20 protein-coding genes and 1 tRNA gene are annotated in these 19,693 nt (G+C 70.2%); 11 read left to right on the top strand and 10 right to left on the bottom strand.

Features of this window, described 5'->3' with window-relative positions:
• Positions 1 to 25 precede the first annotated feature (25 nt).
• The 4 genes from ACQSSQ_RS02120 to ACQSSQ_RS02135 all read right to left on the bottom strand — a co-directional run bounded on the left by ACQSSQ_RS02120 (position 26) and on the right by ACQSSQ_RS02135 (position 3,272).
• Positions 26 to 1,345 (bottom strand): D-arabinono-1,4-lactone oxidase, encoded by a 1,320-nt coding sequence (locus ACQSSQ_RS02120; RefSeq protein ID WP_431325379.1) that lies wholly within the window; start codon positions 1,343 to 1,345, stop codon positions 26 to 28.
• Positions 1,342 to 2,538 carry an alanine racemase gene (locus ACQSSQ_RS02125; RefSeq protein ID WP_431325380.1) on the bottom strand — a complete coding sequence of 399 codons (1,197 nt, stop codon included), beginning with the start codon at positions 2,536 to 2,538 and terminating at the stop codon, positions 1,342 to 1,344. The genes ACQSSQ_RS02120 and ACQSSQ_RS02125 overlap by 4 nt, the downstream gene beginning before the upstream one ends.
• 70 nt (positions 2,539 to 2,608) lie before the next feature.
• Positions 2,609 to 2,872 carry a DUF3618 domain-containing protein gene (locus ACQSSQ_RS02130; protein ID WP_431325381.1) on the bottom strand — a complete coding sequence of 88 codons (264 nt, stop codon included), beginning with the start codon at positions 2,870 to 2,872 and terminating at the stop codon, positions 2,609 to 2,611.
• A complete protein-coding gene (locus ACQSSQ_RS02135; RefSeq protein ID WP_431325382.1) occupies positions 2,859 to 3,272 on the bottom strand; it encodes a phage holin family protein in 414 nt (137 codons plus the stop codon). The genes ACQSSQ_RS02130 and ACQSSQ_RS02135 overlap by 14 nt, the downstream gene beginning before the upstream one ends.
• A gap of 80 nt (positions 3,273 to 3,352) precedes the next feature.
• Between ACQSSQ_RS02135 and ACQSSQ_RS02140 the strand changes: the two genes are divergently transcribed.
• From ACQSSQ_RS02140 to ACQSSQ_RS02150, 3 genes are all read left to right on the top strand, one after another.
• Positions 3,353 to 3,979 carry a TM7S3/TM198-like domain-containing protein gene (locus ACQSSQ_RS02140; RefSeq protein WP_431325383.1) on the top strand — a complete coding sequence of 209 codons (627 nt, stop codon included), beginning with the start codon at positions 3,353 to 3,355 and terminating at the stop codon, positions 3,977 to 3,979.
• A 35-nt stretch (positions 3,980 to 4,014) separates the two neighbouring features.
• Positions 4,015 to 4,090 (top strand) — tRNA-Thr (locus ACQSSQ_RS02145).
• Between the two features lie 268 nt (positions 4,091 to 4,358).
• Positions 4,359 to 5,099: a class I SAM-dependent methyltransferase gene (locus tag ACQSSQ_RS02150; RefSeq protein WP_431325384.1), complete on the top strand. Its 741-nt coding sequence runs from the start codon at positions 4,359 to 4,361 to the stop codon at positions 5,097 to 5,099.
• Positions 5,100 to 5,114: 15 nt separating this feature from the next.
• Here ACQSSQ_RS02150 and ACQSSQ_RS02155 read toward each other — a convergent pair whose 3' ends face one another.
• Positions 5,115 to 6,068, bottom strand: coding sequence for a M56 family metallopeptidase (locus ACQSSQ_RS02155; protein WP_431325385.1), 954 nt, complete (start codon positions 6,066 to 6,068; stop codon positions 5,115 to 5,117).
• Positions 6,065 to 6,442, bottom strand: coding sequence for a BlaI/MecI/CopY family transcriptional regulator (locus ACQSSQ_RS02160; protein ID WP_431325386.1), 378 nt, complete (start codon positions 6,440 to 6,442; stop codon positions 6,065 to 6,067). Before ACQSSQ_RS02160 ends, ACQSSQ_RS02155 begins: the two co-directional genes overlap by 4 nt.
• 134 nt (positions 6,443 to 6,576) lie before the next feature.
• Here ACQSSQ_RS02160 and ACQSSQ_RS02165 point away from each other — a divergent pair, with 134 nt between their 5' ends.
• Together ACQSSQ_RS02165 and ACQSSQ_RS02170 are read left to right on the top strand one after the other, a co-directional pair.
• Positions 6,577 to 7,263 (top strand): GAF and ANTAR domain-containing protein, encoded by a 687-nt coding sequence (locus ACQSSQ_RS02165; RefSeq protein WP_431325387.1) that lies wholly within the window; start codon positions 6,577 to 6,579, stop codon positions 7,261 to 7,263.
• A gap of 302 nt (positions 7,264 to 7,565) precedes the next feature.
• A complete protein-coding gene (locus tag ACQSSQ_RS02170; RefSeq protein WP_431325388.1) occupies positions 7,566 to 8,390 on the top strand; it encodes an alpha/beta fold hydrolase in 825 nt (274 codons plus the stop codon).
• A 51-nt stretch (positions 8,391 to 8,441) separates the two neighbouring features.
• Here the strand turns inward: ACQSSQ_RS02170 and ACQSSQ_RS02175 are convergent, their stop codons facing one another.
• Entirely contained in the window at positions 8,442 to 9,560 is a 1,119-nt protein-coding gene (locus tag ACQSSQ_RS02175; RefSeq protein WP_431325389.1) for a winged helix DNA-binding domain-containing protein, read from the bottom strand.
• 176 nt (positions 9,561 to 9,736) lie between these two features.
• Here ACQSSQ_RS02175 and ACQSSQ_RS02180 point away from each other — a divergent pair, with 176 nt between their 5' ends.
• Positions 9,737 to 10,855, top strand: a complete 1,119-nt coding sequence (locus ACQSSQ_RS02180) for a carboxylate-amine ligase (RefSeq protein WP_431325390.1) — start codon at positions 9,737 to 9,739, stop codon at positions 10,853 to 10,855.
• A gap of 47 nt (positions 10,856 to 10,902) precedes the next feature.
• Here the strand turns inward: ACQSSQ_RS02180 and ACQSSQ_RS02185 are convergent, their stop codons facing one another.
• Entirely contained in the window at positions 10,903 to 11,496 is a 594-nt protein-coding gene (locus tag ACQSSQ_RS02185; protein ID WP_431325391.1) for a dihydrofolate reductase family protein, read from the bottom strand.
• 258 nt (positions 11,497 to 11,754) lie between these two features.
• Between ACQSSQ_RS02185 and ACQSSQ_RS02190 the strand changes: the two genes are divergently transcribed.
• A complete protein-coding gene (locus tag ACQSSQ_RS02190) occupies positions 11,755 to 13,191 on the top strand; it encodes an MFS transporter (protein WP_431325392.1) in 1,437 nt (478 codons plus the stop codon).
• A 25-nt stretch (positions 13,192 to 13,216) separates the two neighbouring features.
• Here ACQSSQ_RS02190 and ACQSSQ_RS02195 read toward each other — a convergent pair whose 3' ends face one another.
• Entirely contained in the window at positions 13,217 to 13,582 is a 366-nt protein-coding gene (locus ACQSSQ_RS02195; RefSeq protein WP_431325393.1) for a hypothetical protein, read from the bottom strand.
• Positions 13,583 to 13,646: 64 nt separating this feature from the next.
• Between ACQSSQ_RS02195 and ACQSSQ_RS02200 the strand changes: the two genes are divergently transcribed.
• Positions 13,647 to 14,192 (top strand): helix-turn-helix domain-containing protein, encoded by a 546-nt coding sequence (locus tag ACQSSQ_RS02200; RefSeq protein ID WP_431325394.1) that lies wholly within the window; start codon positions 13,647 to 13,649, stop codon positions 14,190 to 14,192.
• Positions 14,193 to 14,266: 74 nt separating this feature from the next.
• Positions 14,267 to 14,725 carry a hypothetical protein gene (locus ACQSSQ_RS02205; protein WP_431325395.1) on the top strand — a complete coding sequence of 153 codons (459 nt, stop codon included), beginning with the start codon at positions 14,267 to 14,269 and terminating at the stop codon, positions 14,723 to 14,725.
• Between the two features lie 3 nt (positions 14,726 to 14,728).
• Here ACQSSQ_RS02205 and ACQSSQ_RS02210 read toward each other — a convergent pair whose 3' ends face one another.
• A complete protein-coding gene (locus ACQSSQ_RS02210) occupies positions 14,729 to 16,015 on the bottom strand; it encodes a TetR family transcriptional regulator (protein ID WP_431325396.1) in 1,287 nt (428 codons plus the stop codon).
• A gap of 187 nt (positions 16,016 to 16,202) precedes the next feature.
• On the opposite strand from ACQSSQ_RS02210, the gene ACQSSQ_RS02215 reads away from it, so the two are divergent.
• Complete coding sequence (locus tag ACQSSQ_RS02215; protein ID WP_431325397.1) at positions 16,203 to 17,936, top strand: PucR family transcriptional regulator; 1,734 nt, start codon at positions 16,203 to 16,205, stop codon at positions 17,934 to 17,936.
• Between the two features lie 181 nt (positions 17,937 to 18,117).
• Positions 18,118 to 19,680 (top strand): ABC transporter substrate-binding protein, encoded by a 1,563-nt coding sequence (locus tag ACQSSQ_RS02220; RefSeq protein WP_431325398.1) that lies wholly within the window; start codon positions 18,118 to 18,120, stop codon positions 19,678 to 19,680.
• The last annotated feature ends 13 nt before the right edge of the window (positions 19,681 to 19,693 follow it).

Genomic DNA, 19,693 nt, shown 5'->3' on the forward strand with positions numbered 1-19,693 from the left:
GCCAGCGTGGCAAACCCCGGGCCGCTCAGGCGAGGACGCGCTCCAGATAGGCGTTGCCGAAGGTCCGCTGCGGATCGAGTCGGTCCCGTACGGCGCGGAAGTCGTCGAACCGCGGGTAGCGGGTGCGCAGCGTGTCGGCGTCAAGCGTGTGCAGCTTGCCCCAGTGCGGTCGACCCTCGTGCTCGCCGAAGATCGCCTCGACGCCCTCGAAGTAACGGCGGTAGTCCATCTGGTGGTACTGGTGCACGGCGACGTACGCGTTCTCGCGGTCGTACCCGGTCGACAGCCAGATGTCGTCCGGCGCCGCGAAGCGCACCTCGATCGGGAAGGACACCGTCTCGTCGGAGGCGTTGACCCACGCATCGATCTCGCGCAGCACGTCGGGGAGTGCGGCGCGCGGGACGGCGTACTCCATCTCGCGGAAGCGGACTCGGCGCGGCGAGACGAACACGTCGTACGACCAGTCGGTGTACTCGCGCGGCGAGAGCGCCCGGCCGGAGATCGCGTTGAGCCGGGGGACCCAGCCGCGCTGGTGCTTCGCGATGCGGTTGACGACCTCGAAGAGCCCGTTGGAGAGGACCTCGTCGTCGAGCAGGAACCGCGCCCTCGACAGCGGCTTGCGCGCGGTGCCGTCGGGGACGCGGTTGTTGCGCTTGACCAGGGCGCGGTCGGTGTGGGGGAACCAGTAGAACTCGAAGTGGTCGTTTTCGTCGACGAGCGCGTCGAGCTGCCCGATCACGTCAGGGAGCAGCATCGGCTCCTCGCGGGCGTGCAGCAGGAACGACGGGACGCACGCGAAGGTCAGCGACGTGACGATGCCGAGGGCGCCGAGACCGACGCGCGCCGCACCGAAGAGCTCGGTGTCGTCCGGGGTCACGGTCAGGACCGTGCCGTCGCCGGTGACGATCTCGAGGCCGACGATCGCGCCGGCGATCCCGGTCAGGCGTGCGCCCGTGCCGTGGGTGCCGGTCGACGTCGCGCCCGACATCGACTGCGGGTCGACGTCGCCCATGTTGGGGAGCGCGAGCCCGATCTGGTGCAGAGCGGGATTGAGGTCGCGCAGCCGCATGCCGGCGCCGACGGTGACGTGACCGGTCTCGCGGTCGACGTGCTGGATGCCGCCGATGTGGTCCATGCGGATCATGACGCCGTCGGTCACCGCGATCGGGGTGAACGAGTGACCGGCACCGACGGCCTTGACGCGCTGACCGTTGGCCGCCGCCGAGCGGACGACGTCGGCGACCTCGGCCGTGGAGCGGGGGTGGGCGACGGCGACCGGGTCGGCGCTCGCGCAACGGCCCCAGTTGGTCCACCGTGCGGCGGTGCCCGTGGCGGTCGTGGTCATCCGAAGTTCTTCCCTTCTCCGCGGTACGTCGGCAGCGTCTCGACGGTGGCCGCGCCTCCGGGCGACTCCTCGGTGTGCACGAGGTGGACGGCGTCGAACCGCTCGCACATCTCCCCGGCCTTCGCGTGGCGCATGAAGACACGATCGCCGACGCGCAGGCCACGAGCGACCGGCCCGCGCACGGGGGTCTGGACCTCGCCCGCGCCCTCGGTGCCGATCAGCGACAGGCCCGCCGGCCAGACCGGGGTCGGGAGGCGGCTCTTGCCGGCGGCGCCCGACGCGGCGTACCCGCCGGAGAACAGCGTCGCGATCTCCGGGGTCGGCTTGCGGACGACCGACAGCGCGTAGAACGCCGCCGGCGTGGCCTCGAAGGCGTCGTAGGAGTCGAACAGCGTCGGCATGAACAGGCCGGAGCCGGCGGTGAGCTCGGTGATGTACGGGTCGTCGCGCATGACGTCGAGGCTGCCCGTGCCGCCGGCGTTGACGATCGCGAGGTCGGTGACCTGGCGGACCGCCTCCACGATGCGGGCGCGCCGCGCCACGATGTCGGCGAGGCTGCGGCTCTTCACGAAGCGGACGGCGGGGGAGCTGTCGGGGAGTCCGGCGATCTGCGCGTCGTAGAACATCAGCCCGACGAGGTCGAAGCCCGGGCGGGCGCTGATCGCACGCGCGAGGGCGATCGCGTCCTCGGCGCTGTGCACCGGGGACCGGCGCACGCCGAGGTGCAGCCCGCGGAACGGCTCGAGCGACGAGTCGACGTCGATGCAGACCCGGATCGGCGGGTGGTCGGTGCCGACGACGGAGTCGATGAAGTCCAGGTGCGCGAGCGAGTCGACCATGACGGTGATCGCGGAAGCCCGGTGGTCCTTGGCGACGAGGTCCGCGAGCGCGCCCCGGTGCGTCGTCGGGTAGGCGAGCAGCAGGTCGGTGTGCCCCTCGTCGGCGAGCCAGACCGACTCCGCGAGGCTGTACGACATCGCACCGGCGAACCCGTCCGTCGCCAGGGTGCGGTCGAGGATCTCGCGTACGCGGACCGACTTCGACGCGACGCGGACCGGCACTCCGCCGGCACGGCGTACGAGCTCGGCGGTGTTGTGCGCGAGTGCGGCCCCGTCGACCACCGCGTACGGGGTCTCGAGGTCACGGGTCAGGCGCTCCAGGCGCTCCATGTTGGGCAGGCGTCCAATAGCCACGGCACCAGTATGCGCGAGGAATGTGGTTTTGGACACCCGACCAGCAGATCCGTCGGGAGAAGTCGGAGGCCTACCCCCGCCGGTGCCGCCACACCCGCGCGACGATCAACGCGAGGACCGCCGCGACGATGATGGCCGGCAGCTGTGGCTGCTCGCGCGCGTTCTGCTTCACGTACGCGAGGCGCTGCTCCGCCTCGTGCTTCACCGCGTCGACGCGCTGCTGCGCCTGGCGCTTGACGTCGAGCCGCTCGGTCAGCTCCTCGACCGTGCGGCCCAGGTCCTCCCGCGTCTCCTCGATCTCGCGCTGGATCTCGCTGGGGTCAGTGGTGCTCACGGGCCCGCGCCTCCTTCACCTCGGCGATGTCGGCCTTCACGTTCTCGACGGTGTGCTCGGGGACCGGCGGCCCCGCCTGCTGCAGCTGCTTCTTGCCCACGAGTGCGAGCACGGCCCCCACGACGAACAGCACGACGGCCACGATCAACGCGGCCAGCCACACGTCCATCACCAGCGCCAGCGCCGCGATGATCGCCGCGAAGAGCGCACCCAGGCCGTACAGGGCCAGCAGTCCGGCGGCGCCGAACTCTCCGATGCCGATGCCGGCGCGCTTCCCCTTCTGCGTCAGCTCGGCCTGGGCGAGCCGCAGCTCGTCGCGGACCAGTCGTGAGGTCTGCTCGGACATGTCGCGGACGAGATCGGCGATCGACTCGTCGGACCGCGAATCGCGTTGGGTCATCGGCGTGCTCCCTCTGTCGGTACGCCGCACCGGTGCCCGAGCCCCCGGCGAGCATGCGTCGACGGGCATAGGCTCGCGGCATGAACGAGGGCACGAACGACGTGGTGGTCGCGCTGATCATGCTCGGCGTGGGGATCGTGCTGGTCTTCTGGGGCGGCGCAGCGCTGCGCGCGCTGATCGCGCTGGCCGGTGCGTTCGTCGGGTTCTTCCTGGGCGCCGAGATCGTGCAGGACCGCGTCGGGGGCGAGCTGCTCAGCACGACGGGCGGCTGGGTCGCGGCGATCGTCGGCGCGATCGTGCTCGGACTCCTCGCGTACTTCTGGTACTGGCTCGGCATCGTGCTCTGGGTCGGGGCGATGGGCTACGTCCTCGGTGTCGTGATCGCGAACGCATTCGGGGCGGACGAGGAGTGGATCCGGACGACGGTCGGGCTCGTGGTCGCCGCGGTGCTGGTCGTCATCGCCGTCGTGGCGAGCCTGCCGGCCCTCCTGCTGATCATCGTGAGCGCTGCCTCGGGCGCCACGCTGGTGGTCACCGGGCTGATGCTGCTGTTCGGCGTCATCGACGGGCGGGAGGTGGACCGCGCGTTCTCCGTGGCCGAGCCCGCGTGGGCCTGGTACGCCGCCGCGATCGCCGTCTTCGTCGTCGGGCTGGTCGCCCAGCTGGGGATGACCTCTCGGCGCTCCGCGCAGGGTGTCGGCGGCTAAGATGGGCGCGGCTCCGCGGGCGATCGAGGGGCTGCGCCGGTGTAGCTCAGTTGGTAGAGCGCCTCACTTGTAATGAGGATGTCGCGGGTTCGACTCCTGTCACCGGCTCCAGAAGTCGTCGCGGCCTGGGGGTTCGGCCCACGCGCGGAACAGGACCTGAAGCAATCGCCCTGCACGTCTCCGCGCTGTCACCTACGTTCTGCAGCAGGCCCGCCAGCCGGGCCGTGAAGAATCGGGAAAAGCCTCAGCCGGTCTTCTACAACTTGTAGAATTTGGCTCGTCGACCTGGGCACACGCGGTGGCCGGGTTCGGCGGCGTCGGCGATCCGCACGTGTGCATTCGTCGCACGCACCGAACGCGACGAGCGAAGGAACCCCCGATGAGCGGACAGCCCACCCTCGATACGCAGCGCAGGGCGTGGAACGACTGGAACGCGGCGAGTCGCGAGGTCACCGTCGGGCAGTCGCAGCTCGAGCAGGCAGGCGTCATCGAGGCTTGGATCGCTCGCGAGCCAGGTCCGCTCGAGGGCCGCCGACTCCTCGATGTCGGCTGCGGCGCAGGGTGGCTGACCGATCGGCTGCGTGCCTACGGCGAAGTCGTGGGAATCGATCTGGCGGACGAGGTGGTGGCGCGGACGAGGGAGCGGCTCCCGGACGTGACGCTGATCGCGGGCGACTTCCTCCAGGTCGATCTCCCGGACGAGTCGTTCGACGTCATCGTCAGCTGCGAGGTCCTCTCGCACGTGGCGGACCAGCGCGCATTCGTGGACCGGTGTCATCGACTGCTCAAGCCCGGCGGCTTTCTCATGATCGCGACGCAGAACAGGCCGATCTACGAGCGGCACGCCGGACACTTCCCGAATCCGGGATGGCACCGCCGCTGGCTCGATCGGCACGAGCTCAGGAGCCTGATCGCGAGCAGGCTCGATGTGGTCGAGCTGAGATCGATCACGCCGAAGTTCTTCTCGGGTCCGCTGCGCATCGTGAACTCGGAACGTCTCGAGCGCGTGGTGCGCCGGGTCGGCCTCTGGCCGGTCCTGAGGCGCATCAAGTCCTACGAGGAGCGTCGCTTCCTCGGATCCACGCTCGTGTGCCTTGCGCGCAAACGCGGTTCCTGTTGACGGTGTGCATGCGCCTCAGCCAGCGGTGCCGGCAAGGGTGAGAGCCGGTCCGACGGCCGCGACCAGCGGGAAGCCGATCGCGACTGTTGCGGCGACGCGGGCGAGCCATCGGGAGCGTGCGCCTGCGCGGCCCTGGGAGGCGTGCAGCAGCTCTCGCACTCGTACTTCCACGTCAGATCCGTCCGCAGACAACGTGGCTGCGGGAAGAGCCGTCTGATCGAAACGGGCTGTAGCGATGTCGAGGATGGCGGCTGCCACGACACGCGGTCCGACCTCGCGTGAGGCGGCGGCGTCCGCCGCCAGCTCGCACAGCAGCCGCACCTGTGGGGGATAGTCGCGGAGAAGGCCGATCGGTCCGAGCGTGGATCCGACGACCTTCGAGAGCCCCACCGAACGATGGTGGCGGAGTGCGAGGTGAGCGCGTTCGTGGCTGATCGCCGCGTTCAGGCTTGCCGGCGACAGGGCATCCAGGGCAGCGGAGGTGACGACGACGGGCCCGGATCGTGAACGGGCCAGGCAGTAGATGGCGGGTGTCGAGTGGGAGAGGACTTGGACATCCGGCGCAAGGTTGCGAGCCTGACCCATCTGGAGGAGCCGGTCGTGGGACATCCGAGTCCGACGGATCTCGAGGAGATGACGCATCAGGACCGCGGCGGCCCACACCAACGCTGCGGCGACCGGGACCGCTGCCACGTTCCACCAGAGGGGCAGCGCGAGGTCGTACGCGTAGAGGCTGTGGAAGGCGGCTTCGTCGGCTGCCAGCGCCCAGATGAGGGCGTGCTCGCTGATGTCGTGCGCGAGCAGAAGCAGCGCCGCAGCAGCCGAGACGGCTGTACCGACGGCCAGTCCGTGCCACACCGTCAGTGCCGCCGCGGGACAGCGGCGTGCCCAGGCAGCGCCGACGACCCACCGCGTGCCGATCGTGTTGAGCAGGAGCGCGAAAGCGAGCAGGCCCAGGACGGCGATCAAAGCGGCTCCTCGCGGGACGCCGCTCCCTCTGCTCGTGCCAGGGCCTCGCGAAGCTCTGCCACGGCCTCGGCGTCCAGCTGGCCCGCAAAGCTGAGCAGGGCACCCGCTCGGTCCGAGGAGCTGTGAAGCACCTGGTTCATCAGGCGACCGGCGTACTCGTCCGTCGTCATCGTGGCGGTGTACCGGTAGGAGCGTCCGTCCCGCTCTCGGGTGAGCATGCCCTTGACGCGCAGGCGTTCGGCGATCGTGATCACGGTGGTGTGCGCCAGCGCCCGCGGTGCCAGCCCGTCCAGGACCTGCCGGATGGTAGCGGGCTCATCGATCGCCCACACCACACCCATGACGGCCGACTCGAGCTCGCCGAGGGGTTTCATCTTCCCTCCGACTGAGTGCCTCGCCCCATCTCACGGATTCTAGGGCCCTTCGCCGGTCGAGCGATCATCCACGAGGCGACGGGGTACTGGCCCTGGAGGCGAACTGACCCGCCGGTCGTCGAGAAGAGGAAAGCATGGCCGAGCACGACGAGATCATTGCTTCTGTGGTCGGCGAGCTGGCAGCCATCCGCGGAGTAACGCCGGCGATCGCCAAGGTGACCGAGGCGGCCAAGCTGTTGTTCGGCGCAGACCACGCGGGTGTGACGCTGATCCGCGCGCGAGGCCGGCTCGAGACGGAGGGTGGGACAGACCCGGTGGTCGACGAGCTGGACGCGCTGCAGTACGAACTGCGCGAAGGCCCGTGCGTTGATGCTGCGACGGAGGGGCACCTCGTGCTGGCCGAGGACCTCGGCCAGGACGTCCGCTGGCCGAGGTGGGGCCCGGCGGCCCGGGACCGCGGCGTGAACAGCATGTTGAGTGCCGACCTGCAGGCCGACGGCAGGCGTATCGGCGGGCTCAACCTGTACGGGTTGCGGTCGCACCAGTTCGACAGCACCGACGGCGCACTCCTGCTGACTTACAGCACCCACGCTGCGGCGGCCCTCGCGTCGGCACACACGATCGAGTCGCTGAACACGGCGTTGGAGACCCGCACGGTCATCGGACGGGCTGAGGGCATCCTCATGGAACGTCTCGGTGTCGACGAGGTCACTGCGTTCGCGATCCTGAAGCGCTACTCCCAGGATTCGAACACTCGCCTGCACGCGATCGCGCAACATGTCGTCACGACGCGCATGCTGCCTGAGGCTCCCACGGAATGACCGTCGGGAATCTCCGCCACGAGCTCCCGTCGGACGATCCGTTTCGCGACGTCCCGCTCCCGGATCCGTCCGAGCTCGACTGCCCCGACAGACGAGTGGACCGTGCTCGTCGTCTGCACCGTCCCGCCACCAGACAGTTAGGCGGCCGTACGGGGTGTTGTCGGTCGCCGGCGGCGGGGCACACCGGGGGATTCCTGGCGTACGACGTGCGGATGCGGGTGGCGCGATTCTCGCGAGAATCGAAAGGGTCACGCCTGACGGGCGTGGCGTCCGACCCCACTTCGAGCCCTCCCAGGAGAACCATGCCTACGTTGACCACCACCGATGGTGTCGAGATCTTCTACAAGGACTGGGGAAGCGGTCAGCCGATCGTCTTCAGCCACGGCTGGCCCCTGTCGTCCGACGACTGGGATACCCAGATGATGTTCTTCCTCGACCAAGGCTTCCGCGTCGTCGCTCACGACCGCCGCGGGCACGGCCGGTCGGAGCAGGTCGCGACGGGCCACGACATGGACCACTACGCCGACGACCTCGCGGCCGTCGTGCAGCACCTCGACCTCCGCGACGCCATCCACGTCGGCCACTCCACCGGCGGCGGTGAAGTGGTCCACTACCTCGCCCGCCACGGCCAGGACCGGGCCAGCAAGGCCGTCCTCGTCAGCGCCGTCCCGCCGATCATGGTCAAGACCGAGAACAATCCCGGCGGCCTGCCGAAGGAGTTCTTCGACGGCGTCCAGCACGAGGTCGCCACCCGACGGTCGGACTTCTTCCGCGAGTTCGCCGAGGGCCCCTTCTACGGCTACAACCGTCCTGGCGCCGAGCCCAAGGAGGGGATCATCGCCAACTGGTGGCGTCAGGGGATGCAGGGTGGCGCGAAGGCCCACTACGACGGGGTCGTCGCCTTCTCCCAGACCGACTTCACCGCTGACCTGAAGGCCGTGACCGTGCCCACGCTCGTCCTGCACGGCGAGGACGACCAGGTCGTGCCCATCGCCGACTCCGCCGAGCTCTCGGCGAAGATCCTCCCCGACGGCACGCTGAAGACCTACCCGGGCTTCCCGCACGGCATGCCCACGACCCACGCCGCCATCATCAACGCCGACATCCTCGAGTTCATTCGCGCCTGACGCGCGACGGCGGTCGGCCCGCCGACGAGGGGCCGACCGCCGGACCCGCGCTCACTGCGGCTCGCCCATGCGGAGCTCGCTGTTCGTCTCGAGGAAGCGTCCGACATCGCGTACGACGCCTGCGAGCCGTGGCCCGACCTCGGTGAGGTCCTCGAAGGGCTCCACCGTGATGGTGACCTTGCCTGCGGTGCGTTTCTGGCTCCACGTCCCGACGACGCGCCCGTCGAGGAGGACTGCGGGTTTGACGAAGCCTCCGGTCTGGATCCGCTTGGCGAAGCGAGGGTCGAGCACCAGGTCGCGGTTGGCGTAGCCGAGCAGGTACTCGTCGAACATGCCCACGAGCTCGACCGCCGGCTCCCTGCGCGGTCGGCGCCGGGTGGTGCCCTTGAGGACGAACGCCGTGCCGCTGACGGTTTCGACCTCGGTCAGCTGCTCTGCGACGAGCGCGAACCCGTGCCGGGCCTGCCGGGCCGGCAGCCCGGTCCAGCGCTTGAAGTCGTCAGGAGTCACCGGACCGCGCGAGGCGACGTACCGGCGCGTGAGCTCGGCCAGCGCACCGTCACCCTCGAGCGTGCGCTGCTTGCCGATCCAGTCCTCGACGAGCACGTAGGTCGGCTCGCCCTTCTCGACATCCGGTCCGCGGCACACGAGCCCGGTCATCGCGGCGTAGCCGACCAGGTGCGCAGGGCCCTGGGTCTTGAGGTCGAGCCTGACGCGGTGGGCGTCCAGCCGTTCGACCAGGTCGGCCCGGGTGAGCGGACCGTGCCGACCCAGGATGCCGCGTACTGCCGGCATCGCCTTGTCGAGGAGATCGTCGTCGAGCCCGAGCTGGTCGCGTCGTCGCTGATCGGCGGCGGCGAAGACCGGACCGAGCAGTCCGACCAGCCAGCCGACGTCTTCGGCGGCGACCATGTGCAGCGTCCCGCGCATCGCCCAGATGCGCACGAGGGTGCGGTCCTCGTCGTGGCACTTGCGGACGTCCGCCGCGGTGACGCCGATGGTTCGGGGTCGCAGCGCGAGGCGTGCGGAGGGCATGTCCTGGGCCTGCACGCCCACGAGGTCCCGCACCACCTCGACGGGGTCGCGGCTGCGGTTGACGCCCAGCCGCTGCGCGCGCGCTCGCGTCATCCGGGTCTCGGCGTCGGTGTACGACGCGCGCGTCGTTGTCACGGGTCCCAGGCTAGGGCGACCTTCGGGCAGAATGTCGGGCGTCTTGGGCGGACCGTCGATGCGCCGCCGCGCTCCACCGACCGCCTGAGCCCGGCTCGTTCACCGCTCGCAGGCATTGCCCAACCTCCTGCGGGGTACTTCAGAGCAACCCAGCACGCACTTCTCTGGAGGCCTTCGTGGCTCGTGGTTCCCGTCGCAGCACGCCCGACCTCGAGTGGCGCCCCGGAGGCGAGTTCACCGTGGGCGCCGAGGACGAGCTGTTCCTGGTCGACCCGCGCGCCCGGCTGCTCGGAACGGCTGCGGCTCCGCTGGTCGCCGCCTTGAGCGCACGCGCTCCGACCGGCACCGTCAAGGGCGAGATCTTCGTCGACGAGGTCGAGCTCGAGACGCCCGTGTGCTCCGATGCCGGAGGAGTGCACGAGGCCCTGCGAAGCCTGCGCCGGTCGCTGACCGCCGAGGGTGTCCGTTCGATGGCTGTGGGCGTCCACCCGAGCGCCGAGCTCAGAACCGCAGACCTCGCGGCGTCTCCTCGGTACGACCGGCTCGGCGAGGAGTTCGCAGGCCTGCTGCGCACGCCGACAGCGGCCTTCCAGGTTCACGTCGGTGTGCCGGATCATGCCAGCGCGCTGCGGGTCTATCGCGGACTTCGCAACCGCCTGTCCGTCTTCCGCGCGCTCGCGGCGGGATCGCCGTACTGGCACGCGCGCGACTCCGGCCTCGCCTGCGTACGCCCGGCCATCCTTCGGTCCTACCCACGCACGACCATGCCTCCCGCGCTCGCCGGCTGGGAGGAGTACGAGGAGGCGATCGAGACCTCCCTGTGGGCGCACGAGGTGCCCGACTACAGCTACGTGTGCTGGGAGCTTCGGCCTCAGCCGCGTCTGGGGACGATCGAGGTGCGGGTCATGGATGCCCAGTCGTCCCTCGAACGCGCCGCCGGGCTCACCGCGCTGGTGCAGGGGCTGGCCCGCCACGCGGTCGAGGCACCTGACAATGACGACCTTCCGGACGAGGTCGTCCTCGCCAACGACCTCCGAGCGTGCCGCCACGGGCTCGAGGCGACGGTCATCGACGTGGACAAGGCGAGGCGATCTGTGCGCGAGCTCGCGGCGAACGTCCTCGACGACGCGCGCAAACAGCTCGCGGCCGACGGTCTGGACGGACCGCTCGAGGCCGTGCAGGCGATCCTCGCCGACCCGCCCGAGTACGCGCGCCAACGCGACCTGTGCGAGCGGGAGGGGATGCCGGCGCTGCTCGCGGACCTCGTGGCGCGTACGGCGGACGTCGACGGCTGAGTGCCGAGAGGCCCACGCAGACGGACCTGGTGGCATGGAGATGTCGTTCAGGCCTGGTGCGTGTGCAGGCTCGGGCGGTAGGTCAGCTCCTGGGTGGCGCCGTCGAGGAGGCGGCTCTCGATCAGCTCGAGGTCGAAGTCCTCAGCACCCTCGAAGATCGGCTCCGCTCCCGTCCGCCCGGAGATGACCGGGAAGACCGTCACCTGGACACGGTCGACCAGTCCGGCCGCCATCAGCGCCCTGTTCAGCGACAGGCTGCCGTGCGAGCGAAGCGGCACGTCGGACTCGTCCTTGAGCCGGGCCACGACGTCGACCGCATCACCGCGGACGACGGTCACGTCCGGCCAGTCGAGAGGTTCCTCCAGGGTCGTCGACACCACCGTCGTCGGCATGTGCTTCATCCGGGAATTCACCGGGTCCAGCTCGAAGGCGTCCTTCGAGCCCGGGCCGAGCACCTCGAAGAACTGCCGGAAGGTGTTGGCCCCCAGCACCAACCGTTGCTCCTGGCTGTACAGGGCGAGCCGGCGGTCGAGGAACTCCGGGCCGTGCTTCCCCCAGTAGCCGCCCCAGTCACCGTCCTCCCCGTACGAGGCGTAGCCGTCGACGGTGCCGAGGATGTCGAAGGTGTAGGTAGCGGTCACGGTGATCTCCCTCGGTCCGGTTCGTCGGGTGCGAAGGTGCAGACGGCCGGCAGTGGCGGAAGTCATCGCAGTGGCTGTGGCCCCTGCGACCGGCGGTGAGGGCGGGGAGCTCGTGCGCCCCCGGGTTTTCCGCCATATGTCTCGCCTTTCAGGACACGTCGCGCGGAACCGGGCGACTTCCGCTGCGGCGCGTGGCTCCATCGGTTCAGCCACTCCACGTCCCGACCCCAAAGGAGACGACGTGACCAGGAGGATCCGATGACGCAGCCGGACTCTCAGCAGACCGGCGCGACAGCTCCCTCGCGCCGGTGGCAGGCGCTCGGGCTGCTCGCCGTCGCGCAGTTCATGCTGATCCTCGACATCACGGTCGTCGCCGTGGCGATGCCCGATCTGGGCGCGGACCTCGGCATGGACCGACAGGCGCTCACGTGGGTGATGAGCGCCTACACGCTCACCTTCGGCGGACTGCTGCTGCTCGCCGGGCGGGCGGCCGACGTGCTGGGTCCCCGCCCGCTGGTGTTCGCCGGGCTCGGGCTGTTCACGCTCGCCTCGCTGCTGATCCCGCTCGCCTCCTCTGGAGGGATGGTGGTCGCCGGGCGGGTGGCGCAGGGCATCGGGGCAGCGATGCTGTCGCCGGCGGCGCTGTCGGTCGTGGTCCGGCTCTTCGACGGAGAGGAGCGCAACAAGGCGCTCGGCATCTGGTCCTCGCTCGGCGGCGTCGGTGCGGCCGCCGGTGTGCTGCTCGGCGGTGTCCTCACCGCCGGGCTGGGGTGGGAGTGGGTGTTCCTGGTCAACGTCCCCATCGGTGCGATCCTTCTGATCGGTCTCGCCCAGCTCCTCCCGCCCATGCCGCCCTGGGCCGCGGGCGGGCACTTGGACGTGGTCGGCGCGTTGTTGGTCACCGCCGTGACCCTGACGGTGACGTACGCCTTCATCGGCGCCGGCGACCGCGGCTGGTCCAGCGCGGGGACGCTCGGTCTGCTCGCCGGCGGCATCGCGGCGTACGTCGGCTTCGGGGCCTGGCTCCGGCACCGCCGGCGGCTGGGGCGCGAGCCGCTCGTCGACCCGGCACTGGTGTCCCGGCGGCCGGTGGTGGCCGGCACCTTCGTGCTGTTCGTGACCACCGGGTTGATGGTGGCGGTGTTCTTCCTCGGCACCTTCTTCCTTCAGGAGGTCCAGGGCCACGGTCCGCTGGCGACCGGCCTGATGTTCCTCCCGGTCGCCCTGGCCACGATGGCGGGTGCGCAGGGCGGTGGACGGCTGCTCGGATCCGTGAGCCCCCGGGTTCTCGGCGTCGCCGGACTGCTGACGGCGGCCGTCGGCCTGGCGATCCCTGCCCTCAGCCTCACCACGGAGGCGAGCGTCATCGCCGTGAGCATCGGCGCGGCGGGCCTCGGCACGATGTTCGTCGTCGCGGCGGCGACTGCGCTGGGGAACGTCGCACCCGAGGAGGCCGGGATCGCGTCGGGCGTCCTGAGCACCAGCCACGAGCTGGGTTCGTCCCTCGGCGCGGCGGTCGTCTCCGGGGTGGTGGCGACGAGCCTGATCGCCGGCGACGCGGTCGGCTTCGAGCGCGGTTACCTGGTGGCGGCCGCTGTCGCCGCCGCAGCCGCCGTCCTCGCTGGAGTGCTCATCCCCGGGAGGCCGCGGAGTGACGCCGAGCAGCCCGCCGTCGACGCGGGCCCGCAGGGTTAGGAGTGACGTCGCGGCGCACGCCGGCTCAGACCGTACGCCGCGCCCCGGCCTCGATCGTGCGGGCGAGCGCCGCGGCATCGGGGGTGCTCACGAGGACCTCGTCGAAGCCGCTCGCGCTGCGGTCGAGCGCGACGCGGAGGAGGGGCAGCCCACGGCGCATCGCGACCAGCCGCCGGGTCCCGGAGGGGTGCCGGAACGTGCCTAGCTTGAGGTAGCCCGAGACGGCCAGGCCGGAGCGGAGTCCGAGCACCTCGCGGGTCCACCCGGGCTCCGCGGTGGCAGCGAGAACCGCTTCGTGCGGAGCAGTGAAGGTCGAGCGCCCTGCCATCAGGCGCTCCCACCCCGGGAACTGCAGGTGGATTCCGGTGTCGTCGACGTGGATCCGCGTCATCAACGTTCCTCTCACAGTAGACTTGTTCTGAGAACATTATCACGCTGATAACAATGGAGGCGCTGTGACGGAGCTGCCGCTCGCCGACGTGGTGATGCATCCGGTCAGGCTGCGCATCGTCCAGGAGCTCGGCGGGCGCGAGCTGACGACCGCGCAGCTGCGGGAGGCGCTGTCCGACGTCTCGCAGGCCACGCTCTATCGCCACGTCGCGACCTTGGTCGACGCGGGCATCGTCGCCGTCGTGGGTGAGCGTCGGGTGCGGGGGGCCGTCGAGCGCACGCTGGCTCTCGGCGATCGGCTCGCGCACGTGGACCAGGTCGAGCTGCGCGCGATGAGCGACGCGCAGCTCAGGGACGCGTTCCTCGCCTTCCTCGGCGACGTGAGCGCGAGCTTCGACCGCGCCGTCCGCGGCGGCGACGCGAGCGTGCGGGACTTCCTCGGCTTCGGCGTCGCTCCTCTCTACGTCACCGGTGACGACCTGGCCGTGCTGCAGGAGAGTCTCGACGAGCTGCTCGCGCCCTTCCGTGTCTCCCGTGAGGGCGGTCGTCGTGTCAGCCTCGCGACGATCCTGATCCCCGATGCTGGACCGGAGGGCTCCGGCGACGCCTGAGCGGCGCGGCGGGCGGCACGGCCCAGATCAACCGACTGGTTGGCTACCGCAGCTTCAGTCGCTACGGTGCTCTCATGCGGACTGCCGTGATGCGCGTCGTCGTGGACGCCGAAGGTTGCCTCTCGGCGACGGAGTGGGAGAACGGGGTCGAGCGCCTCCGGGCGAGCGGCCGCGAGGTCGTCGCGACACCGGCGCGGAGCCTGCCGTCGTCGCGACGCGAGGTCGAGCTCGTCGTCGAAGGCTTCGAGCCGGCCGACGCGGAGTCCTACGTGCAGGAGTGTGCGCGCGCGTTCGGGACGACGGCATCACCCGGTGTCGTCACCTACGTGAGTCGCGGGACCGACGATGATGCTCGGGGTGTCCTCGAGGCGTTCGGGATCTCCGCGAAGGTCGAGCGCATCCTCGACGACGAGGACGAGATCGTCGCTGTCACCCTCGACGCGCTGGACCTGCGACGTGTCCCGGAGAGCCGGCTCCACACCGCTCTCGAGGCGGCGCTGAACTGCGAGGTCCGCATCGGCGTGGCGGGCTGACCGTCAGTCGCTGTCGACCGCACCACGGATCAGGCTCTGCCGGACGAACGCGTACGCGCGGGCTTCGCTGCTGCGTGCGTGCTCGTGGTAGGGCGTCCACATCACGGAGCGGAAGTGGAAGCCGAGCTCGTGAGGATCGGCGACCGGCCTCCAGGCTCCGCTCGTGATTCCCCTCGCGGTCAGCTCCTCGAGGGCTTGGAGGCGGTTCTGGGTCGCCAGGTAGTAGTCGTGGAAGGGGCTCGTGGGCGTCTCGCGACCGGTCCAGCCGAGATTCACGATCAGCGACTCCTCGCGGTACTCCCGGCTCGCGCGGACGAACACGCGCGCGAGCGCGCTCAACGTCTCGGACTCGCCGGAGCCGGCCCGCATGACGGCGTCGAACGCGTGGTCGAGCCGACCGGCGTACGCGTCGAGGATCTCGCGCAGCAGCGCCTCCTTGGAGTCGAACCTGCGGTAGAGCGTCGCCATCCCCACGCCCGCCCCGTGCGCGACGTCACGGATCGTGGTCGCCGCGTAGCCGCGACGCGCGAACTCCGCCCGCGCGGCTGCGACGACCGTCTCCTTGACGTCGGACGGGTCGCTCGACCCCTCGCGCTTCCATCCCGCGACGATCTCCGTCGCTGTGGCATACGCCGCCGACGCCTCCAGCTCCTCGTCGGTGGGGGACGTGGTGGCGACGCCGTGGAGGACGACGTCGCACAGGTGGGACGCGAGCTCGCGCGGTGGCGTGTCGACCGGGTAGTAGGTCGAGGCGTAGAAGGCGAGGCGTCCCAAGGTGAAGCCGAGGAGACCGCGGTCGACTGTGGGGTGAGTGGGCTTCGGGGCGAGCCTCGCGATGGCGTCCCGCCAGGCGCGCGCGAGTGCGGGCGACCCGAGCTGCATCGCGGCGGCGAGGCGCTCGGAGGCGACGCTCGGCGGTGCTTCGTACGCCCGCAGTCGGATGGCAGCGGCGCTGCGGAAGCTCAGGGCCACGACGTCCGAGGTGAGCTCGGCGACGAGCTCCTCCGGGCTTCCGCCGTGGGTGCGCACGCGGCGGGCAGCGAGGAGCCCGACCTCGTTCAGGTCGCGGCCGAAGCGCGAGAGCAGGCCGATCGCGATGTCTTCCTTCGACGCGAAGTGGTGGTAGAGGCTGCCCGGCAGGACGCCCACCGCGTCGGCGATGTCGTGGATCGTGGTGGTCGCGTAGCCGGACTCCTGGAAGAGCCGGGCCGCCGTCGTCAGGATCTCGTCCGACCTGGCGCTGCCGGGGCGGGCGCTCGAGGCGAGTTCCCTGCGGGAGAGCGACGTCATGTCCCAAGTATGGCGGTCCTGAGTCCGCCACGTCAGGCGCCACCGCGACCCTGCGAGATCAAACGTTCGTTCCGCAGGGGCTTCCCCAAAGCCTGCTGATCTGGCAATACTGGCTGTGATTCGAGTCACTACCTACGGCCTGTGCGCGAGTGCACGCGGTCTCCCAGCGACCCGAGAGGACCCCGACGTGCCGGAGCGATCCCACCGCAGCGCGGACCGTGAGCGACGGATGCGTCTCGTCGAGTCGACCGCGCGGAGCTCCGACGCCGTCCACGGCTCGATCAGCACGTTCACGATCGCCGACTTCCTCGCGATGGGGATCACTCTCGACGGGGAACCGGTGGTCGTCGCGGGCGAGGAGCACCTCCACCGGAGGATCCGCTGGCTCCACGTGACGGAGCTGGTCGACACCCACGGTCTCCTGCAGGGCGGGGAGCTGATCCTCGCGACCGGAGTCGGCCTCGCCGACTCGCCGGACGAGGGCGTGCGCTACGTCGACGCCCTCGCGGACGAGGGGGTGGCGGGCCTCGTCATCGAGCTGGGGCGCCGCTTCTCGTCGGTGCCTCCCGAGATGGTCCGCGCCTGTCGGCGCCGGGGTCTCCCGCTGATCGCGCTGCGTCGCGAGGTGCCGTTCGTCAAGATGACGGAGGCGGCGCACTCGATCATCCTGATGGGCCAGCGGCGACTGCTGCAGACGACGGCGATGGCGCACCAGCGCTTCACCGAGCTGGGGGCTGCTGACGCTTCCGTGGACCAGCTCGTCACCGCCGCGGGAGAGCTCGCCGAGGGGCAGATCGTCTTCTCCAACCTCATGTACCAGGTCCTGGCGGTCCACACGACGGACGGCGTCGCCGACGACCTGCTCCGGCGGTGGAGCCGCAAGGCGTTCACGTTGACCCAGTCCTTCGGGACGCGGGTCGACGAGACGGACCGCTGTGTCGTCGTGCCGGTGGAGGCGCGTGGTCAGCAGCGGGGCCGGCTGGTGCTGTTCACCGCCGGAGCCCCTGATCCGGCACAGGTCATCGTCCTCGAGCGCGCCGCGTCGGCGCTGGCGATGCGGCTCCTCCTCGAGGACGACGACGTCGTGGTCGCCAACGCGCAGCGGACCGTCCTCGCGGACCTGGTCTCCGGACGCTGCGGGCGCGCAGAGTCGATCCACGCGCGGACCGCCGCGCTCGGGCACCCGACACGTCATCGTCACTACCTTCCGATCATCGTGGCCCCCGACCAGGAGCGTGATCTCGGTCCGGTGCTCTCGCGTGCGCTCGACGACGCGCAGGTCGACGCGCTGGTCGGACGCCTGACGCCCGAACGCTGGGGAGTGCTCCTCCTGCTCAAGCGCGCCGAGGCGGGACCGGCCGACGTCTTCGCCGCGCACGTCGCACAGGTGTGCGAGGACGCCGGGATCGCGGCGCCCACGCTGGGACGCGGGACCATGGTCTCCGACCTCGCGGAGGTGGCGAGGTCGTTCGCGGAGGCGAGCGACGTGGCCTCCGCGGCTCGCGCCACCCGGCCGGCAGGGGACCGCAGGCCCCTCTACTCGATCGACGACATCCGGCTCCGAGGACTCCTCTACACCCTTCGGCACGACGCCCGGCTCCAGGCCTTCGTCGAGCGGACGCTCGGGCCGCTGCAGCTGCGCGACGCACTCGACGGGGGTGACTGGGTGCGCACCCTCGCGGTCTACCTGCGGGTACGCAGCAACAAGTCGCTCGCCGCCCAGGAGCTCGGGATCTCGCGTCCGACGCTGTACGAGCGCCTGGCGCGGATCCAGAGACTGCTGGGCGTGGACCTGGACGATCCGGAGACGACGACGTCGCTCTACGCGGCGATCATGGTCGTCGAGTCGGCGGCCGGCGACGCCTCGCTGCCGTCCGTCCTGTCCGGCCCGCTGGCGCTCCAGGCGCAGGCAGGCGCCTGACTGCGCGCTGTTGACAGCGTGTCAGGAACGCGAGCCCGGCTCTGACATCGTGTGCATACCCACCAACTGGTTGGTTGCCTATCTTGTTCGGAAGTCGCAGTGGCGGCCATCACACAGCCGGCTCGGTGGCGTGCTCCGTCGAGCGACCCCACATCGGAGTCGTACGAGGAAGGAATGGCAGATGAAGGGTTGGCGGGTTATCTCGCGGTCCGTGGGCGTGGCAGCCGCTCTCGGGCTGGCGCTTGCCGGGTGCGGCGGAGGGGGGAGCGACGGCGACAGCGCGTCGGGAGATCCCCAGCAGGGCGGCACCCTCACGTACGCCGTGAACGTCGAGACCGTCTCACTCGATCCGGCGTTCTGCACGTTGTCGTTCGACCGCTGCGCCCCGATCTTCGGGACGCTGATGCGTTACGACATCGACAAGCAGGAGTTCGTCGGCCAGATGGCGGAGTCGTTCGAGAGCACCGACGGCAAGAACTGGACCCTGAAGCTGCGCGACGGTGTGACGTTCAGCGACGGCACGCCCTTCGACGCCGAGGCCGTCGTCTACAACTGGGACCGCATCAAGGACCCCAAGACCCTCGCGCCGTCGGCGCGCTACACGGCGGGGCTGACCTGGAAGGTCGTCGACCCGCTGACGGTTGCCGTGACCTCCGAGACGGCCAACTACCAGCTCCCGTGGGCGATGACCCAGGGCTTGAGCACGATCGGGTCCCCGAAGGCCATCGAGGCAGCGGGCGACGACGTCGGCAACAAGCCCGTCGGTGCCGGCCCGTTCGTCCTGGACAAGTGGACGCGCAACTCGCAGGCCGAGTACTCGCGCAACAAGAGCTACTTCGAGGACGGTCTTCCGTACCTCGACAAGCTCGTGATCAAGGTCATCGGCGCCGACGACCAGCGCCTCAACGCGCTCCGCAGCGGTGAGATCGACGTGGACTGGTCCCTTCTCACCAAGGACGCGAAGGCGATCGAGAGCGAGGGTGGCTACGACATCTACCGCGTGCCGCTCAATGGCGGGACGGGACTTCAGTTCAACCTCGCCGATCCGGTCATGGCTGACGAGGGATTGCGGCAGGCGATGCTGGCCGCGTTCGACAGCGCCCAGATCAACAACGCCGTATATCCGGGCGACGAGCCCGTCGACGCCTTCCTGCGTCCGGACAGCCCGTACCGTGACGACGCCCTCGGGAAGTTCCCCGAGAAGGATCTCGACGAGGCGCAGCGTCTGTTCGACGACTACCTCGAGCGGACCGGCAAGACGAGCGAGACCGTGACCTTCCTCTGCTACGCGGGCATCCCGGCCCTCGAGCAGGTCGCTCAGCTGATCCAGTCGCAGATGTCCAAGATCGACGGACTCGACTTCAAGCTGGAGCCGGTCGACGGGGCGACCCTGTCGCAACGGTCCACCGCCCGGGACTTCCAGACCATCATGGGCGCGACGCTGTCGCAGGACATGGACCGTCTCTACTCGGTGTTCCACACCGACGGCCCGCTGAACGTCATGAGCTACTCCAACCCGACGGTGGATGCGGCCCTCGAGACGACGCGCACGTCCAACGACCCCGCAGAGGTCGAGAAGGCCTACCAGGCCGTCAACGGCGAGCTGTCCAAGGACGGGCCGCTGCGGAACTGGCGCTACCAGACCGGCCACCTCTTCGCGCACGACAAGGTCCAGGGCGTCGTCCTCACCGGGACCGGGTCGGGAGCGAGCGCCTACTGGCAGTACGCGTGGCTCAACGAGTAGTCGCCCGGTAGTC

The sequence above is a fragment of the Mumia spirodelae genome, assembly GCF_050632745.1.
Taxonomy (GTDB): Bacteria; Actinomycetota; Actinomycetes; order Propionibacteriales; family Nocardioidaceae; genus Mumia.

Excerpts from the sequence above, each read along its gene's own strand:
- ACQSSQ_RS02120 (WP_431325379.1), bottom strand. The coding sequence starts at position 1,345 with ATGACCACGACCGCCACGGGCACCGCCGCACGGTGGACCAACTGGGGC.
- ACQSSQ_RS02135 (WP_431325382.1), bottom strand. The coding sequence starts at position 3,272 with ATGACCCAACGCGATTCGCGGTCCGACGAGTCGATCGCCGATCTCGTC.
- ACQSSQ_RS02140 (WP_431325383.1), top strand. The coding sequence starts at position 3,353 with ATGAACGAGGGCACGAACGACGTGGTGGTCGCGCTGATCATGCTCGGC.
- ACQSSQ_RS02150 (WP_431325384.1), top strand. The coding sequence starts at position 4,359 with ATGAGCGGACAGCCCACCCTCGATACGCAGCGCAGGGCGTGGAACGAC.
- ACQSSQ_RS02160 (WP_431325386.1), bottom strand. The coding sequence starts at position 6,442 with ATGAAACCCCTCGGCGAGCTCGAGTCGGCCGTCATGGGTGTGGTGTGG.
- ACQSSQ_RS02165 (WP_431325387.1), top strand. The coding sequence starts at position 6,577 with ATGGCCGAGCACGACGAGATCATTGCTTCTGTGGTCGGCGAGCTGGCA.
- ACQSSQ_RS02170 (WP_431325388.1), top strand. The coding sequence starts at position 7,566 with ATGCCTACGTTGACCACCACCGATGGTGTCGAGATCTTCTACAAGGAC.
- ACQSSQ_RS02190 (WP_431325392.1), top strand. The coding sequence starts at position 11,755 with ATGACGCAGCCGGACTCTCAGCAGACCGGCGCGACAGCTCCCTCGCGC.
- ACQSSQ_RS02195 (WP_431325393.1), bottom strand. The coding sequence starts at position 13,582 with ATGACGCGGATCCACGTCGACGACACCGGAATCCACCTGCAGTTCCCG.
- ACQSSQ_RS02205 (WP_431325395.1), top strand. The coding sequence starts at position 14,267 with ATGCGGACTGCCGTGATGCGCGTCGTCGTGGACGCCGAAGGTTGCCTC.
- ACQSSQ_RS02210 (WP_431325396.1), bottom strand. The coding sequence starts at position 16,015 with ATGACGTCGCTCTCCCGCAGGGAACTCGCCTCGAGCGCCCGCCCCGGC.
- ACQSSQ_RS02220 (WP_431325398.1), top strand. The coding sequence starts at position 18,118 with ATGAAGGGTTGGCGGGTTATCTCGCGGTCCGTGGGCGTGGCAGCCGCT.